General features: G+C 58.4%; 19 protein-coding genes. 12 read left to right on the top strand and 7 right to left on the bottom strand.

The annotated features are described in order from the left end of the window. Positions 1 to 105 precede the first annotated feature (105 nt). A complete protein-coding gene (locus PDR5_RS01360; RefSeq protein WP_011331978.1) occupies positions 106 to 585 on the top strand; it encodes a YMGG-like glycine zipper-containing protein in 480 nt (159 codons plus the stop codon). Positions 586 to 650: 65 nt separating this feature from the next. On the opposite strand, the gene PDR5_RS01355 is transcribed toward PDR5_RS01360, so the two are convergent. The 3 genes from PDR5_RS01355 to PDR5_RS01345 form a co-directional block, all read right to left on the bottom strand. After that, positions 651 to 1,082, bottom strand: a complete 432-nt coding sequence (locus PDR5_RS01355) for an acyl-CoA thioesterase (RefSeq protein WP_039764604.1) — start codon at positions 1,080 to 1,082, stop codon at positions 651 to 653. A gap of 31 nt (positions 1,083 to 1,113) precedes the next feature. After that, on the bottom strand, positions 1,114 to 2,337 hold the full coding sequence (locus tag PDR5_RS01350; protein WP_064592753.1) for a 3-hydroxyacyl-CoA dehydrogenase: 1,224 nt from the start codon (positions 2,335 to 2,337) through the stop codon (positions 1,114 to 1,116). A gap of 109 nt (positions 2,338 to 2,446) precedes the next feature. Further along, on the bottom strand, positions 2,447 to 4,375 hold the full coding sequence (locus PDR5_RS01345; RefSeq protein WP_064592751.1) for a RecQ family ATP-dependent DNA helicase: 1,929 nt from the start codon (positions 4,373 to 4,375) through the stop codon (positions 2,447 to 2,449). A gap of 233 nt (positions 4,376 to 4,608) precedes the next feature. On the opposite strand from PDR5_RS01345, the gene PDR5_RS30275 reads away from it, so the two are divergent. Then, on the top strand, positions 4,609 to 4,743 hold the full coding sequence (locus tag PDR5_RS30275) for a hypothetical protein (RefSeq protein WP_257784437.1): 135 nt from the start codon (positions 4,609 to 4,611) through the stop codon (positions 4,741 to 4,743). 17 nt (positions 4,744 to 4,760) lie between these two features. Here PDR5_RS30275 and PDR5_RS01340 read toward each other — a convergent pair whose 3' ends face one another. Next, positions 4,761 to 5,264 (bottom strand): hypothetical protein, encoded by a 504-nt coding sequence (locus PDR5_RS01340; RefSeq protein ID WP_064592749.1) that lies wholly within the window; start codon positions 5,262 to 5,264, stop codon positions 4,761 to 4,763. Between the two features lie 304 nt (positions 5,265 to 5,568). Here PDR5_RS01340 and PDR5_RS01335 point away from each other — a divergent pair, with 304 nt between their 5' ends. From PDR5_RS01335 to PDR5_RS01315, 6 genes are all read left to right on the top strand, one after another. After that, entirely contained in the window at positions 5,569 to 5,850 is a 282-nt protein-coding gene (locus PDR5_RS01335) for a hypothetical protein (protein ID WP_064592747.1), read from the top strand. 102 nt (positions 5,851 to 5,952) lie between these two features. Next, positions 5,953 to 7,080: a hypothetical protein gene (locus PDR5_RS01330; protein ID WP_064592745.1), complete on the top strand. Its 1,128-nt coding sequence runs from the start codon at positions 5,953 to 5,955 to the stop codon at positions 7,078 to 7,080. Positions 7,081 to 7,423: 343 nt separating this feature from the next. Next, positions 7,424 to 7,723, top strand: a complete 300-nt coding sequence (locus PDR5_RS01325; RefSeq protein WP_064592743.1) for a hypothetical protein — start codon at positions 7,424 to 7,426, stop codon at positions 7,721 to 7,723. Positions 7,724 to 7,798: 75 nt separating this feature from the next. Continuing rightward, positions 7,799 to 7,963: a hypothetical protein gene (locus PDR5_RS29595; RefSeq protein ID WP_156669305.1), complete on the top strand. Its 165-nt coding sequence runs from the start codon at positions 7,799 to 7,801 to the stop codon at positions 7,961 to 7,963. 149 nt (positions 7,964 to 8,112) lie between these two features. Then, positions 8,113 to 8,589: a helix-turn-helix domain-containing protein gene (locus PDR5_RS01320; RefSeq protein ID WP_064592741.1), complete on the top strand. Its 477-nt coding sequence runs from the start codon at positions 8,113 to 8,115 to the stop codon at positions 8,587 to 8,589. After that, positions 8,586 to 9,857, top strand: a complete 1,272-nt coding sequence (locus PDR5_RS01315; RefSeq protein WP_064592740.1) for a type II toxin-antitoxin system HipA family toxin — start codon at positions 8,586 to 8,588, stop codon at positions 9,855 to 9,857. Before PDR5_RS01320 ends, PDR5_RS01315 begins: the two co-directional genes overlap by 4 nt. Positions 9,858 to 9,934: 77 nt before the next feature. Here the strand turns inward: PDR5_RS01315 and PDR5_RS01310 are convergent, their stop codons facing one another. Both PDR5_RS01310 and hslO read right to left on the bottom strand, forming a co-directional pair. Further along, a complete protein-coding gene (locus tag PDR5_RS01310; RefSeq protein ID WP_007952682.1) occupies positions 9,935 to 11,476 on the bottom strand; it encodes a phosphoenolpyruvate carboxykinase in 1,542 nt (513 codons plus the stop codon). Positions 11,477 to 11,657: 181 nt separating this feature from the next. Continuing rightward, positions 11,658 to 12,560, bottom strand: coding sequence for an Hsp33 family molecular chaperone HslO (gene hslO / locus PDR5_RS01305; protein ID WP_011331968.1), 903 nt, complete (start codon positions 12,558 to 12,560; stop codon positions 11,658 to 11,660). A gap of 104 nt (positions 12,561 to 12,664) precedes the next feature. On the opposite strand from hslO, the gene PDR5_RS01300 reads away from it, so the two are divergent. Beyond that, positions 12,665 to 13,465, top strand: coding sequence for a phosphatase PAP2 family protein (locus tag PDR5_RS01300; protein ID WP_064592738.1), 801 nt, complete (start codon positions 12,665 to 12,667; stop codon positions 13,463 to 13,465). A 66-nt stretch (positions 13,466 to 13,531) separates the two neighbouring features. Here PDR5_RS01300 and PDR5_RS01295 read toward each other — a convergent pair whose 3' ends face one another. Further along, a complete protein-coding gene (locus tag PDR5_RS01295; RefSeq protein WP_011331966.1) occupies positions 13,532 to 13,939 on the bottom strand; it encodes an RNA-binding S4 domain-containing protein in 408 nt (135 codons plus the stop codon). A gap of 116 nt (positions 13,940 to 14,055) precedes the next feature. Here PDR5_RS01295 and rimA point away from each other — a divergent pair, with 116 nt between their 5' ends. Genes rimA through rimK form a run of 3 tightly spaced genes read left to right on the top strand, consistent with a single transcriptional unit; the run spans position 14,056 to position 16,233 of the window. After that, positions 14,056 to 14,835 carry a S6 modification regulatory phosphodiesterase RimA gene (gene rimA / locus PDR5_RS01290; protein WP_064592736.1) on the top strand — a complete coding sequence of 260 codons (780 nt, stop codon included), beginning with the start codon at positions 14,056 to 14,058 and terminating at the stop codon, positions 14,833 to 14,835. A gap of 16 nt (positions 14,836 to 14,851) precedes the next feature. Then, positions 14,852 to 15,331: a retropepsin-like aspartic endopeptidase RimB gene (gene rimB, locus PDR5_RS01285; RefSeq protein ID WP_064592732.1), complete on the top strand. Its 480-nt coding sequence runs from the start codon at positions 14,852 to 14,854 to the stop codon at positions 15,329 to 15,331. Continuing rightward, entirely contained in the window at positions 15,328 to 16,233 is a 906-nt protein-coding gene (gene rimK / locus PDR5_RS01280; RefSeq protein ID WP_007949201.1) for a 30S ribosomal protein S6--L-glutamate ligase, read from the top strand. The genes rimB and rimK overlap by 4 nt, the downstream gene beginning before the upstream one ends. Positions 16,234 to 16,249 lie beyond the last annotated feature (16 nt).

The following is a 16,249-nucleotide window of genomic DNA, read 5'->3' as shown; positions in this document are numbered from 1 at the left end:
AGCAACTTGCAGAATTGTATACAGGTCGTGCTATTCGTCGGATTTCGATTGTCACGCCCATTCCAGAGCCTCAGGATCGCGCCGTCATCCCTTTGAGGCTCCTCTATGAAGTTCTCCTCGATTCTCTTGTTGTCCCTTGGCCTGGTCAGTGGCTTCGCTTCTGCCGGAGGCACCACCGAAGCAGGTGTGGGCGGCGCATTGGGCGGGGTTCTTGGCTCGGTCGTCGGTCAATCGTTAGGCGGCAGTACAGGTTCAACCATCGGCGCAGCCCTGGGCGGCGCGGGTGGTAGTGCGGTGGGCGCCGACAAGCGCAGCCGTGGTGAAGCAGCCATTGGCGGTGCGCTGGGCGCAGCCGGCGGCAACGTGGTAGGCCGCAGCATGGGCGGCACCACCGGCAGCCTGATCGGCGCAGCAGCCGGCGGTGGCGCGGGTGGCGCGCTGGGCAACTACATGGGCAACAAGAGCGATGACGATGATCGTCATTACGATCGTCGCCACGATGATCGTCGCTACTACCGTGACCGTCACCCAGGTCGTGGCCATGCCTATGGCCATCGCAAGCATCACCGCTACTATCGCGACTGAGGCCTGGCCTCTTTAGCCGATACATCCAGATCGCAGCTCCCCCGGGCTGCGATTTTTTTTGCCTGTCACATCGCCAGGCGTTCCAGCGCTTCGCGCAATCGGGTTGGAATCGACACCGGCTGATTGGACGCCCGGTCGACAAACACATGCACGAAGCGCCCGGCGGCACAGGCCTCGTCTTCTTCGGCCTTGAACACCGCCAGTTCGTATTGCACCGAACTATTACCCAGCTTGCCAACCCGCAAGCCGATCTCGATTCGATCCGGAAAAGCGATCGAGGCGAAGTAGTCGCAGGACGAACTCACCACAAACCCCACCACCTCGCCGTCATGGATATCCAGCCCCCCGACCTGAATCAGATAGGTGTTCACCGCCGTGTCGAAGAAGCTGTAATAGGTGACGTTGTTGACGTGACCGTAGGCGTCGTTGTCATGCCAGCGCGTGGTGATCGGCTGGAAGTGCGGGTAATCGCTGCGTTGCGGCATCGGGTTGGACATCAGTGTCGATTCCTGGAGTGATCTGCTCAGTCTAAAGATAAAAACCCTTGCCGCGCGCCGCCAGCTCGCCAATCAATGGCGCCGGCCGCCAGTGATCACCCTGCCGGGTCTCCAGTGCCAGCAATCGCTTGTGAATGTCGGCCAGCCCCTGATCATCCGCCCAGGCCATCGGCCCGCCTCTCTCTGCCGGGAAGCCGTAGCCATTCAGATAAACCTGATCGATGTCATACGCCGACTCGGCAATCCCTTCCTGCAGGATCTTCGCGCCCTCGTTGACCAACGCCAGCAGGCACCGCTCAAGGATCTCCTCCGAGCCAATATCCCGGCGATGAAACCCCAGGCCTTCGCTGACGTTCAACACCAGCGCATCGACCTCGGGATCATGCTCGGCCTGTCGACTGCCCGGCTCGTAGTGGTAATAACCGTTGCCGGACTTCTGACCGAACCGGCCCAACTCGCACAGACGGTTATCCACTTGAACCTCCGGTGCATCCTGCCCCTTGCCCGCCAGTTCACGGGCACGCCACTCGAGATCGATGCCGACCACGTCGTACATGCGAAACGGCCCCATGGCAAAACCGAAACTCTGCAACGCCGCATCGACCTGATGTGGGTACGCCCCTTCAAGCAACATCTTGCGCGCTTCGAGCACATACGGATGCAGCATGCGGTTGCCGATAAAACCGTGGCAGTTGCCCGACACCACACTGACCTTGCCCATGCGCTTGCCCAGCTCCAGAGCGGCTTCAAGCACAGCCGGAGAAGTTTGTGCGCCACGGACTATTTCCAGCAACTTCATGATGTGCGCCGGGCTGAAGAAATGCAGGCCCAGCACTTGAGCCGGTCGCCGTGTCGCGGCGGCAATGGCGTCGATATCCAGCGCCGAAGTATTGCTCGCCAGCAGCGCCTCGGGTTTCAACACGCCATCGAGTTCACGGAAGATCTTCTGCTTGAGCTCGAGGTTCTCGTACACCGCTTCGATCACCAGGTCGACGTTGCGGATTGCCACATAGTCCGCCGCCGCGCTGACACGGGCAATCCGCGCATCGGCTTCGGCCTGATCGATCCGCCCCTGTCGCACGTTGTGCGCGTAGGTCTCGGCCACGGTGGACAGCGCCTGCTCAAGCATCTGTGGATTGTTATCGACCCACTGCACTGACACACCGGCGTTGGCCAGGCACATGACAATGCCGCGGCCCATGGTGCCGGCGCCGATCACGGCGGCCTGCTGAATAGCGAAGGATGTCTGGCTCATGTTGTTCTCTTGTTGGCGATCCGAAGACAGCCATCACCATAGTCAGCCACCGGGCATTTTTGAAGTTCATTGCCGTGATGATCGACATTCAGCAGATGGATTCGGAATCTCAAAGATGCGTCTGAGCCCAGGCCCGGACCTCGGCGTAGGGATATTCCTCCAGCGCTGCAAACCCGGAAATGGCCCGCGCCTTGAGTTTGGTAAACAGCGGCACACTGATTCCGCAGAGGAACCGGGTCAGCCGCTCGGCCGACGGAGCGCTGCCAGCGTGCTGCTGATGCCTGTGGATAAAATCGCCACACAACGCCGCAAAATTTTTATCCACAAGCGCCGGCAATTCCGGAGGCGCCGGGAGCCGGGCGATGTGCCCGTGACACACCGAGCAATGTCCGCACTGCTGCGGCGCATTGTGATCGCCAAAATATTCCGCCAGCCGATATCCGAGGCATCGCTCGGTGGCGAACAGCTCGAGCATGGCGTGAATCCGCGCCACTTCGGTTTGCTCATGGCGGGTGAAATAGTCGTGCAGGTCAGCGCTCAGGGCCTGGCTGTCGAAATCGCCGCGCAGGACGTTGTAGACCTCGGTCATCTGCTTGCTCTCAAGCTCGACCCAGCCCTTTTCCTGGAAATAATCCAGCGCCTTCACCACGCGGTTGCGCTCGGCGGAATACTGCTCGTACATCGCCTGGAAATTCACCGTGGCCCAGGTACGCGCGCGGCTTGAGGTCTGGATGATCGCGGTGACGAAATCCCTGCGTTCACCTTCAAAACGCTCGAGCAACGCCTCGGGCTCCAGCAGGTATTTGAAACGGTACTCGGCGTAGTACGCGTAGCGCGGGGCAATCAGTCCTCGCAGCTCCAACTGCACCAACAACGTCTTCAAAGGCAACGCGCGAATGTTGCTCTGATCCGCCAGCGGCCCGAGCAGAAACTCCCATTGGCCTTCCGGCGCGGCGGCCTGCAGCTCGTCCAGCACATGACGAATGCCCTCCTGTTCCGGCGTGTCGCCATACACGAAGTTTTCCAGCACGTTGAGGCTGTCGCGGTTGGCCAGTACCAGACAATCAGACGGTTGCCCGTCACGCCCTGCACGGCCGATTTCCTGGCTGTAGTTTTCGATGGATTTGGGCAGGTCGAAATGCACCACGTTGCGGATGTCGCTCTTGTCGATGCCCATACCGAAGGCGATGGTGGCGACGATGCAATCGGACTGCCCGCCCATGAAGCGCTTCTGGATCGCGTCCCGTTGCTCATGGGGCAAACCGGCGTGATAAGCCTCGGCCTGAATGCCATTGCGCTCCAGATGTTCAGCAATCTGCTCGGCGGTTTTCTGCAGGGTCACGTAGACGATGCTCGGCTGACCTGCGCGCTCGTTCATCCACTCCACCAGACGCCGGCGCTTGTCCTGCCCACGCACCGGCTCGACCAGCAGATTGAGGTTGGGCCGATAGAAACCGGTGGTCACCACATCGTCTGCCGCGATGGCGAATTTCGCCTGCATGTCGGCGATGACTTTTGGCGTTGCAGTGGCGGTCAGCAGCAGGGTTTGCGGGATGTTGAACTGGCGCTGGTAGTCCGGCAGCTTGAGGTAGTCGGGGCGGAAGTTGTGGCCCCACTCGGAGATGCAGTGCGCCTCGTCCACCACCAGCAGCGAGATCGGCACCTGCTGCAAAAAGTTGCGAAAGCGCTCGTTCTTCAAACGCTCCACGGAAATCATCAGGATCTTCAGTTCGCCCGAACGGGCGCGGGCCATCACATCGTTGGCGTCTTCGCGGCTCTGCGCCGAATCGATGCTGCCTGCGGATATCCCGTGCCGGCGCAAGAACTCGAGCTGATCCTGCATCAGCGCCAGCAACGGTGAGACCACCAGCGTCAGGTGCGGCAGCAAGAGTGCCGGGACCTGGTAACAAAGGGATTTGCCGGAGCCCGTGGGAAATATCGCGGCTGCCGAGCGCCCGGCGAGAACAGCGCTGATCGCGTCCTCCTGCCCGGGTCGAAACTGTGGATAACCGAAAACCTGTTCCAGGGTGTTGTGCATTCGCTGTCACTCCGTTGACCGCTGTGATGCCAACAGCCTAGCGGGCGATCGCAGCGCGTCGAGAATAGGTCGGGGGTCAAATCGATACGGGATGATACAGCGTCGACGGCACGGTCAAGGGATCAAACAAATGAAACACTTTGTTCATCGCCGGGTGAAGCGATCCGAGGGTAATGTCCGTCACGCCTTGAGCAGGACGGCCCATGCGCATGGATTTTTACCAAGGAGTGAACATGTCGAACAACTTGAAACTGCCCCTCGCCCTGATCTTTGCCTCCCTGCTGCTGGGAGGCTGCACCCCCTCTCCCGACGACTTTCCGCCGATCCTGGCCAGCGCCGTGACCGTCACCGCAGCGCCCTCGACTTAACCCCCGCAAGCGCTGTGTCAGGGCCGCAATACGGCTACCCGCAATTGCTCATCCAGTACCCGTTCATGCACATCGAGGCTCTGGCTCGCCCATCGTGCATGAGCCGGGCTGATATCGCCGGTGAAGGCTGCCGCCAGTTGACGCAAGTCGGCAACGCTGCGCACCCGGGGGCAAAATGCTTTCTCGTCGCAGTGAGTGCTGGCATTGCGGTAGGTGTTGAGCAAGCGATCCCACAGACCGTCGCGTACTTGTCTGATCGACTTGAGCTGCATTGGCTGCACGCCCAGTCGTTGCGTGAGTCCCGGTTCGTCCAGGGCTTCGCTCGCCAGCAGAGCCTTGCCGAAAACCAGCACTTCAGCACGGGCAGCTGTGTCGATGTCGGCCTGCGTGGCAAGCGCGTCGGGCCAACCGGTGCGCTCCAGGTTGGCAAGCAGCAACCCGTTGCCCGTGTCGGAGGCCAACGCCAAACGACAGCCACTCACCCACAGCAAAACGATCGAGGCCATTCGTAGCCACTGCATACCTAATTCCCTTTAAGCGTGTGTCGGACATTTGGAAACGCCCTACGGATTCTGGCGCGCACCATACAGAGGTTTACTTTGAAACGCCTGATAATCACGTCGGAAAATTCGCCAATAAGGGTTTGGCTTTGAAAAACCGAAAAAACATGTAGGGCAAATGCCCATATCGTGGAAAAAACCCTTACGAAATCTGTCCATTGCGGCCGTCTTGTCCCACTCGACGGCGTCCTTCTATAGTGGCCGGCGCGACTGAAAACACTGTGTCGGCCCACCGAAGCGACTTCGTAAAGGACACGCCTCAATCATGAACATGTTCACACCGCTGAATACTCGTTTTCGCCCTCTCAAGACCTGCGACGGCGACAACCCGGTAATGGTCATCGACACCGCTGCAACAGCGGGTGACCTGCTCAATGCCGCCGATCAACGTCTGCGCGCGGCCAGCGATCTGCTGGAAACTCTTTACTGCTTGTGTTTCAAACAGGCCGATGTGAAAGACATTCCCAACATCGTCAATGCGCTTTATTTATTGACCCAAGACGGTTGTGACTTGTTGGAAGTTGCCAAACAACGAATAAACAACTAACGCCGCCAGCCTCATTTACAAAGTTCGCAACAACCCTTCGCTTCCATTACTACAAAGTTTACAACTAGCCTGATTGCTCTTATATCAACCGAGAGCAACAACATGACTACGTTAACTATTTTCTTCTGCGGTACAGGTTCTACAAAGTTTGATAATGCACACGTTAACTATTGGAATGGGGAATTGGTCTCCACACTGGCCGCTCACCACACCGGGCGCGAGTTCGCCGACTGGATCGTGGTCGACGGCCCCGGCACCAGCAACCTGCAAGCCGATGAACTGTTCACCCAGTCCAAGGACTACGGCCTCAGTGGCACCTTGTTCGGCAAGGGCTGGGAGGAAAACGTCCAGCACGCGATGAACATCATCAAAGGCCAATGTGACTGGCAGCGCGAACAACTGACCGAAGCGGAATACAACCGCCTCAAAGCCGCCGGCATTCCGATTGAAGATGTAAAAGTCGAAGGTTCCTGGCTGTGGCGTAAATATAACTATGGCGATCGCAGCGTCACGCAACAGAAGTTACAGGAGCAAATTATCAAAACCTTTCGCAAGGACGGTGTTATCCCAACAAAAGTCAATCTGGTGGGCTGGAGCCGTGGCGGTATCAGTTGTCATATGCTGGCCAATGCCATGTTTAACGACAGTGCACTGAAAAACATTCCAGTGAATATCTTTGCCATCGACCCGGTGCCGGGCATCGGTAACTTTCAGGAACACCGGGTAAAGCTCAATAGCAACGTAAAAGAATATGTGGGTTTCTATGCGCGGGATGAGCGCTCCAAGGGTTTCAGTTGTGTCATTCCGCAAACCGCGACCGGCACCAAGACCAGCATCTTCCCCATGCCCGGCCGTCACGCCACCCTGGTCGGCAACGCCTCCGCCGACGGCAACAGTGGTCCAAAAGTGCTGGCCGAACCCGGCCTCATCGTCCGTCACTTTGCCGAGGTCTGCCTGAAACGCTGGGGCACCGTCCTCGACAAGAACCTCAACCTCAGCGACACCGATCTTCGCAACCACACCGCCGCCATCGTCAACGCGGCAGCGAAATACAAGGCCATGGAAAAGTGTTCCTACACCTGGTTCACCGAACTGGATCAAGGCGAACGCTACGTATCGCTGGGCAGCAAAGGCGTTCCGTTCTCGACGGTGAAAGGCGCGATCTACACCCCGGCGACCGGGCTGACGACGAGTGTGCTGGATGTTGAGGGGTATCGGGCTATTCGTTGAAAACCGTGATTGATCTGTAGGAACGGACTGCCCGAATCTGCATCCCGTTCCTACACGCAGCGGCGCCTTGTCTTCTATCGGCGCCTGTTAGCCCAAATCTATAGTTGTGAGCATCGCTACCCAATCAGCGATTCAGGTTTGGTCACCTGAAAAACAGAGATAACTGATGCATGCCCTTGTATGCTGCCGACCTATTTCTGTCGGCACGCTTTATGGCGGGCTGTGTTTGGGACGCTTCGGCGTACCGGGTTATCTCTGCCGGTTTGACCAACTTGAACACAGTCCGCCTCCACCGCTTGGTCACGGTAGCAGCGGTTCATTGATGCCTACAGAGATAGAAAAAATGAAATCATGGAACGAGCTCCACCCCAATCGCTACCGTCCACTCGACTCCAACCTCACCGACACCAAGCCCCTGGTCATCGACACCGAAGCCAACCCGCAAGACATCCTCGAATGCGCCGTCCAGCGCCTGCGCGCCTCAAGCGACCTGCTGCAAACCCTCTACTGCCTCTGCTTCAAACACGCCGACGTCGAAGACATCCCGCACATCACCCACGCGCTCTACCTTCTCACCAAAGACGGCTATGACCTGCTCCAGGTCGCCCAGCAGCGAATGCTCAACTGGAAAGCGCCGGCCTGAGGCTGAGTGAACGAATCGCTCTCAGGCGCTACCTGAGAGCGATGGAAAAAACGCAATCAAACAATGGAGATTCTCGTGAGCAAATTTTTTGATGAGCTGATGGAGAGCGTCAAACAGGCGGATGAAATCTTTCGCCGCGAGCACGGAGACCTCAACTCGAAACATGCTCCAAAGATGCCGCTGAAAATCGAAGAACATCTCCAAAACGCGCCGCTTCCTGACAATGACCAAGACAAATAAGTACCAAAATTCTGCTATTTAGCCATAAAAACAGCTGGAATAATTCCAATTAGGCATTTCTGCCTCCATTTGTCTTACCGAATATTCTTCTCAGTCTTAAGTGCTACTATTCTGGTAGTTAAAGCTTAAAAATGAAGGAATATTGGCATATGGCTAATAAGACAGCATCGCTCTTGCCCGCGACTTCCAGAATGCTTTCCGAGTTTGGCGAGCGCCTGAAGCTGGCTCGCCTGCGCCGCAAACTGACGGCCAAGCAAGTCGCAGAACGATCAGGCATGTCGCTGACAACGTTGCGCTCTCTGGAGTCCGGAGGCTCGGGGGTAACCATCGGTGCCTATCTGTCAGTCATGCAGGTACTCGGGCTGGAAAAGGATCTGAATAAACTGGCCGAAGCCGATGAGATGGGGCGCCGATTGCAGGACGCGCAATTGCTGCCTGGAGCAAAACCCCAGCGAGTACGCGGAACCTCCAGGATCAAGAAATCGCCTCTGGTCGGCGAAAAAAGCACACGAGTAGAGGACAGCGCCTACATCGCCAGCCTGACCGAAGACTTTCCTCTCAACACCCACTCGCTTTCAGAACTGTTGAACAAGAAAAAAAGCGGCTCCAAAACAGGTGAAGAATGACGCGAATTGCGGTTTATGCAGATTGGGAATCCTTGAATGGTGCAAGACGCCTCGGATTCCTGCATGCCAGAAAGGCCCGTGCCAACGAAGTGTTCGAGTTTGAGTACGATCCAGCCGCACTGGCCGATCCAGAACTGAGCTTCATGAAGCTCGATCCCCGTATCAACCTTTTCGAAGGGCACCAGTTTCCCGGCGGGCACCAAACCCAGTTCGGCGCGTTTGCAGACTCAAGCCCCGATCGTTGGGGACGTTTACTGATGAAACGGCGTCTGGAGCGAGACATTCGCGACGGGCTGTTGCCAAGCGGCAGCAAGCTTTACGAATCCGACTGCCTACTGGGTGTACATGACCTCTTTCGCGTTGGAGGCCTGCGCTACAAGCTCAACGATGAAGGCAGCTTTCTTGATGACCGCGACGGCATAGCCGCCCCGCCGTTTCTGGAGTTGCGCGCACTGGAGCAAGCGAGCCGCGCGCTGGAAAACGATCCGGACAACACAGCACTTGAAGGACGCGAGTGGTTGAAAATGCTGATCGCACCCGGCGGCTCGCTGGGTGGCGCAAGACCCAAGGCCAGCGTCGCAGATCGGCACGGCCATCTGTGGATCGCCAAGTTTCCGAGCATTCGAGATGACTACGACGTCGGTGCCTGGGAAATGGTGGTGAATGCTCTGGCCAAGCACTGCGGGTTAAGAGTAGCGACTGGCACCGCTCAACGTTACGCAAGCCAGCACCACTGCTTCATGGTTAAGCGCTTTGACCGAAGCAAATCCGGTGGCCGCTTCCACTTCGCCTCAGCCATGACCATGACCGACCGCGTCGACGGTGACGATGCCTCGAACGACGCCAGCTACATCGAACTGGCTCGAGTAATCATTGAACACGGCTCTGAAGTCGACACCGACCTGCGCGAGCTGTGGTCGCGAATCGTTTTCAACATCCTCGTTTCGAACACCGACGACCACTTGCGCAACCACGGATTCCTTCTCGATCCTGGTCGCGGGTGGAGGTTGTCTGAGGCTTACGACATGAATCCGGTGGCGAACGCGGATGGGTTGAAACTGAACATCACGGACTCTGATAACGCCCTGGATCTGGACCTTGCTCGGGAAGTGGCGATTAACTTCCGGCTTGACCGAGAGGATGCCGATAAAATCATCAACGACTTCAAAGAGACCCTAACGCAGTGGCCGGAATTGGCTGGTGCGCTCGGCATTCCGAGACGTGAACAGGAAAGAATGGCCCCCGCATTCCAGCTGTCGGCATATTAACAGCGACCGCAACTAATCCATCACCCACAAAAAAGCCGCCCTCAAGAGGCGGCTTTTTCATTCACCAGAACTAAGTCTTACAACTTAGGCCCGGCAGCCTTGATCGCATCGCTCACTTCGAACTTCTTGAAGTTCTCGATGAACAGACCGGCCAGTGCTTTGGCAGCTTCGTCGTACGCAGCCTTGTCAGCCCAGGTGTTGCGTGGGTTGAGCAGGTTGGTTTCGACGCCCGGTACGGCCAGTGGCACGTCCAGGTTGATGGTGTCCAGGTGCTCGGTGGCTGCACCGATCAGCGCGCCGCTCTGGATCGCTGCGATCACCGCACGGGTGGTCGGGATGTTGAAGCGTTTGCCGACGCCGTAGCCGCCGCCGGTCCAGCCGGTGTTGACCAGGTAGACCTTGGAGCCGAAGCCGCGGATGCGCTTGATCAGCAGTTCAGCGTATTCGCCGGCCGGACGCGGGAAGAACGGTGCGCCGAAGCAGGTGGAGAAGGTCGACTTGATGCCGCTGCCCGAACCCATTTCAGTCGAGCCCACCAGAGCGGTGTAGCCGGACAGGAAGTGGTAGGCCGCTTGTTCTTCGTTGAGGATCGACACTGGCGGCAGCACGCCGGTCAGGTCGCAGGTCAGGAAGATCACAGCGTTCGGCTCGCCGCCCAGGTTCTTCTCGGAACGCTTGGCAACGTGCTCCAGCGGGTAGGCCGCGCGGCTGTTCTGGGTCAGGCTGACATCGGCGTAGTCGGCGTGTTTAGCGTCGTCGATCACGACGTTTTCCAGCACCGCGCCGTGCTTGATGGCTTTCCAGATGACCGGCTCGTTCTTCTCGGACAAGTCGATGCACTTGGCGTAGCAGCCGCCTTCGATGTTGAAGACAACGCCTTCGCCCCAGCCGTGTTCGTCGTCACCGATCAGGTAACGGCTTTCGTCGGCGGACAGGGTGGTCTTGCCGGTGCCCGACAGACCGAAGAACAGAGTCACGTCGCCTTCTTCGCCGATGTTGGCAGCGCAGTGCATTGGCAGCACGTCAGCGGCCGGCAGCAGGAAGTTCTGCACGGAGAACATGGCTTTCTTCATTTCACCGGCGTAACGCATGCCGGCGATCAGCACTTTCTTCTGGGCGAAGTTGATGATCACGCAACCGTCGGAGTTGGTGCCGTCACGCTCTGGCACGCACTCGAAGTTGGCGACGTTCAGCACTTGCCACTCTTCGCGACCGGCCGGGTTGTACTGAGCCGGGTTGATGAACAGGCAACGACCGAACAGGTTCTGCCAGGCAGTCTGGGTGGTCATTTTCACGGCCAGGTAGTGATCTTCGGCCGCGCCTACATGCACGTGGGAAACGAAATGCTCTTGCGCGTTGTTGAATGCTTCAACACGAGCCCACAGCGCGTCGAATTTGTCGGCCGGGAACTTGCGGTTGATCGGGCCCCAGGCAATGGCAGCCTGGGTGGAAGGCTCTTCAACGATGAAACGGTCGACTGGCGAACGGCCGGTGCGGTGACCGGTGCGAACTACCAGAGCGCCGGTATCGGCAAGCTCGCCTTCACCGCGGTTCAGGGCTTCTTTTACCAGATCATCAACACTCAGATCGGTGTACACGGCGTTATTGGCTTGCGTCATGAGGTTCCCCGTCGGCCAGTGGCCGAGTGTGCTCCAAACGTTTTGTAGTAGAAAGTCGTGCACTACTACCGCGAAAAAAGTGGGCCGGATTATGCCAGAAAAGCCCAAAAAGAGTAGGGCCCTCCCGTCGTAACGGCGTAATTCCGTCGTTGAGCAGTGAATTTACCTGCGCTGAACCGTTTTAGTGCCGGGTATCTGACGGCGTCTCGACGCCCGCGCCAGCGAACAATTGAGCGATATCTGCCGCATCGAACAGGTAGCGCTGGTTGCAGAACTGGCAATCGATCTCGACTTGGCCACCTTGCTCGGCCACCAGTGCCTGCGCATCTTCCAGACCCAGGCTGACCAGTGCGTTACCCGAACGCTCGCGGGAGCAGCTGCAGTGGAAGCGCAGTTTCTGCACATCGAACAGACGAACCTGCTCTTCGTGGTAGAGGCGGTGCAGAACCGTTTCGTTGTCCAGGCTCAACAGTTCATCAGCGGTCAGGGTGTTGCCCAGCGCGGTGATGTGCTGCCAGCTGGCGGCGCGTTCTTCTTCGTCTTTCAGGCGATCGGCCGGCAATTGCTGCAGCAACAGACCACGGGCACGACGGCCGTCGGCGCACAGCTTGAAGCGAGTGCCGACCTGCTGGGACATGACGAAATAGTTGGTGAAGCAGTCGGACAGGGTTTCGCCGTCGAGATCAACGATGCCCTGATAACGCTGGCCAGCGATCGGGTCGACGGTCAAGGCAAGGACACCGTTCGGCATCAGGTCGCCGAGGGTCGCGTCGGCAGGAATCTGCTCGGCGTGATAGCGCGCCAGGCCGCGGATTTCGCGCTCGCTGGAGCACTCGATCATCAACAGCGGGATCGGGCCTTCGGAACGGGCCTGAAGAATCAGCAAGCCATCGAATTTCAGGGTGCCCACCAGCAACGAGGCGGCAGCCATCAGTTCGCCCAGCAATTGCGCAACCGGTTCCGGGTACGGGTGCTTGGCGAGCACTTCGGCGTAGCTGCGCTCCAGCGACACCAGTTCGCCGCGCGTGTCGCTGTCATCGAAGATGAAGCGTTGGGTGTAATCGGTATCGAGGAAATCGGTCATAGGTCTGGGTATCTGAATGTGATGACAAAATGGTTACAAAGAATGAAAATCCCGCGCTTCTGGCATCCTTTTTGATGCCGATGTTCAGCCACGGGAGGCATTTTATGAACAATCCGGGTTTGTTCCAATCAAGGTGGAACCTCGGCCGGCTGGTTCTGTGCAACGTTGTGCCATTGGCACTACTGGCTTTCTGGTTATGGCCTACAGGTCAGATGCTGTGTGTGATTTTCGACGAGTGGCTGTTCCGCTCACTCAACGCACCGCTGGCCAGCAACCCCATATGGCTCCACATCTGGGCAATTGCAAGTCTGCGACCGTTCGACATCGTCGTCGGCCTGATTCTGCTGACACTGCTGATCAAGGGCGACTGGGTGTTCAGGGCGATTGACGTGCGCCGCGCCTTTTTCGGTTTTTTCTCGATCCTGCTGCTGATGGTGGTGATCCGCGCGCTGTTTTCCAAGTTCTCCGATCACATGGGCTGGCAGCACAGCAGCCCGTCGATGGTGCTCGAAGGTGCCGTGCATATCAGCGATTACTTCCCGCATCTGGAGAAGACCTGGGAGCTAAAAGATCGCTCGAGCCAGAGCTTCCCCGGTGACCACGCCTCGGTGCTGCTGATCTGGGCGCTGTTCATGGGCGTGTTCAGCCGTACGGCTGGTCAGTTTCTGGTGATCTGGGGTCTGGCGCTGCTGTTCATGCTGCCGCGTCTGGTCGCCGGTGCTCATTGGGGCCAGGACGATTACATCGGCGGCATGCTGCTGGCGGTGTGGGCACTGGGCTGGGGTTACTACACGCCGTTTGCTTATCACGCGGCGAACTTCTGGTTGAAGGTCACGGCACCGGTCTTCCGGTTGCTGGGCAAGCTGCCGGTGGTTTCGCGGATGAGTGTAGTGTCCGCGCAGTAATCAACGGTTACTGAAAAAAACGCAGCCGGCGGCGGGTCTTGAACCCAGGCCGGCAGGCTGCGTTTTTTATTCGCCGCTACTGTTCCCACGAAATTTAAACAGATCCCGACGCTGCTTCTTGCTCGGTTTACCGTCGGTGGTGACACCCAGAGCGCCCGCCTTGCGCATCGCCGCAGCCGCTTCACGCTTGGCAATGCTGGCCTCGGTCTCGGCATACAGCGTCTGCGCCTCAGGTGCGCCGCGACGCACGATCGACAGGGCCTGAACCACAACGGTCTTCTCGTCGAAGCCGGCGCGAATCTCGAATTCATCGCCAATGCGTGGTTCTTTGCCAGGCTTGCAGCGCTCTCCCCGACAATGCACCTTGCCACTCTCGATGGCGGCTTTGGCCAAGGCGCGAGTCTTGAAAAAACGCGCGGCCCACAGCCACTTATCGAGACGAACCTTGTCGTCCTCTTCGCTTTTTTGTGCCATATGAATTCCTCGTTCAGCCAGTAGTCGGAACTGTACTACCGATTCTGTCGGGCGCAAGAACTCGGCCCTCCAGATAAACTGTGATCTTCGCCGGTTCAACGGCATGGAGTGATCGAGTGACCAAATTTCCGTCTTCATTGACCTCGCCCAAATCCGGGTGCCTGGGCTGCCAGCAAAGTGAGCCGCTGGGCTTCGACTTTTCCTTCGCGTATCAGCCCATCGTGGATCTGCGTGACAAGTCGGTGTACGCCTACGAGGCACTGGTCCGTGGTGTGGCCGGTGAAGGCGCATTAATCGTGCTGGATCAGGTTACAGAAGATAACCGCTACCGTTTCGACCAGCTCTGCCGGACTCGCGCCATCGAAGGCGCGGCCGAACTTAATATGCAGACACACTTGTCGATCAACTTCATGCCCAACGCCGTCTATCGTCCAGAGTTGTGCATTCGCAGCACCCTGGAGGCCGCCAGGAAACACAATTTTCCGATCGACCGGCTGATTTTCGAAACACTGGAAAGCGAGCATGTAGATAACTATCGCCATTTGACCAATATTCTGCGTGAATACCGCGAATTCGGCTTCAAGACGGCCATCGACGATTTCGGTGCCGGCTATTCGGGGCTCAATCTGCTGGCCGATTTCCAACCGGACCTGATCAAACTCGATATGGCGCTGATTCGCGATATCGACCATGACCGTGTTCGTCAGGCTATCGTTCGGGGGATTGTCACAATCTGTGCGGAGTTGGACGTTACAGTCATCGCCGAAGGCATCGAGAGCGCTGGTGAGCGGGATTTCCTGGCGGACTGCGGAATATTTCTGATGCAGGGTTACTGGTTCGCCAGGCCCGCATTCAAAGCGTTGGCCCAGGTATCCCCTGAAGCGTGGACGCGTTAATTGTTGGTTTTTTCCATTGAAGACATTTGACCATTTGACCGTTATCGGTTTGCGCGAGTGGGTGGCGCTTCCGGATCTGGGAGTCGCCGGCCTTCGGGCAAAAATCGACACCGGCGCCAGCACCTCCAGCCTGCATGCCACCGACATCGAGCCGTTCGAACGAGACGGCGAGAAGTGGGTGCGCTTCACCGCGCACCTGGGCACCGTTGTGCAGCTGCGCCATCGACGCTGCGAAGCGCCGCTGGTCGCCCGCAAGACCATCAAGAGTTCGAATGGCCAGGCCCAGGTGCGCTACGTGATCAGCACCACCCTGGCCCTGGGTGATCGGGTCTGGCCGATCGAGTTCACCCTCGCCTGCCGCAAGTCCATGCGCTATCGCCTGCTGCTAGGTTCCAAAGCCCTGATCGACGGCCATCTGGTGGTCAATCCGGGCATCAAATATGTACAAGACAAGCCGGTGTTCCCGGTATCTACCTCCTCCACAGGTGTTGCATGAAGATCGCTGTGCTGTCGCGGAACCCGCGTCTGTATTCCACCCGCCGTCTGGTCGAAGCCGGAACCGAGCGCGGGCATGAAATGGTGGTGATCGACACCTTGCGCGCCTACATGAACATTGCCAGCCACAAGCCGCAGATCCACTACCGCGGCAAGCCGCTGGAGGGTTTTGACGCAGTGATCCCGCGGATCGGCGCGTCGGTGACGTTTTATGGCTGCGCGGTGTTGCGTCAGTTCGAAATGATGGGGGTGTTTCCGCTCAACGAATCGGTGGCCATCGCCCGTTCGCGGGACAAGCTGCGTTCGCTGCAGTTGCTGTCGCGCCGGGGCATCGGTTTGCCAGTGACCGGCTTCGCCCATTCGCCGGACGACATTCCCGATCTGATCGACATGGTCAACGGCGCGCCGCTGGTGATCAAAGTGCTCGAAGGCACCCAGGGCATCGGCGTGGTGCTGTGCGAAACCGCAACGGCTGCGGAGTCGGTGATCGAGGCGTTCATGGGCCTGAAGCAGAACATCATGGTGCAGGAATACATCAAGGAGGCTGGCGGCGCCGACATCCGCTGCTTCGTGGTCGGCGACAAGGTGATCGCGGCCATGAAGCGTCAGGCCAAGCCCGGCGAGTTCCGCTCCAACCTGCACCGTGGCGGCAGTGCCAGCCTGATCAAGATCACTCCGGAAGAACGCATGACTGCGTTGCGCGCGGCCAAGGTCATGGGCCTGGCGGTAGCGGGTGTGGATATCCTGCGCTCCAACCACGGGCCGCTGGTGATGGAGGTGAACTCGTCACCGGGCCTGGAAGGGATCGAAACCACCACGGGCAAGAACGTGGCGGGGATCATCATCGAACACCTTGAGAAGAATGGCGGGCCGAACATGACCCGCACAAAAGGCAAGGGATAGGGGCAGCTACGAGCTA

Source organism: Pseudomonas sp. DR 5-09, assembly GCF_001655595.1.
GTDB lineage: Bacteria > Pseudomonadota > Gammaproteobacteria > Pseudomonadales > Pseudomonadaceae > Aquipseudomonas > Aquipseudomonas pharyngis.
Note: the sequence above shows the minus strand (reverse complement) of the source record. Positions and strands in the feature narration are given on the sequence as shown.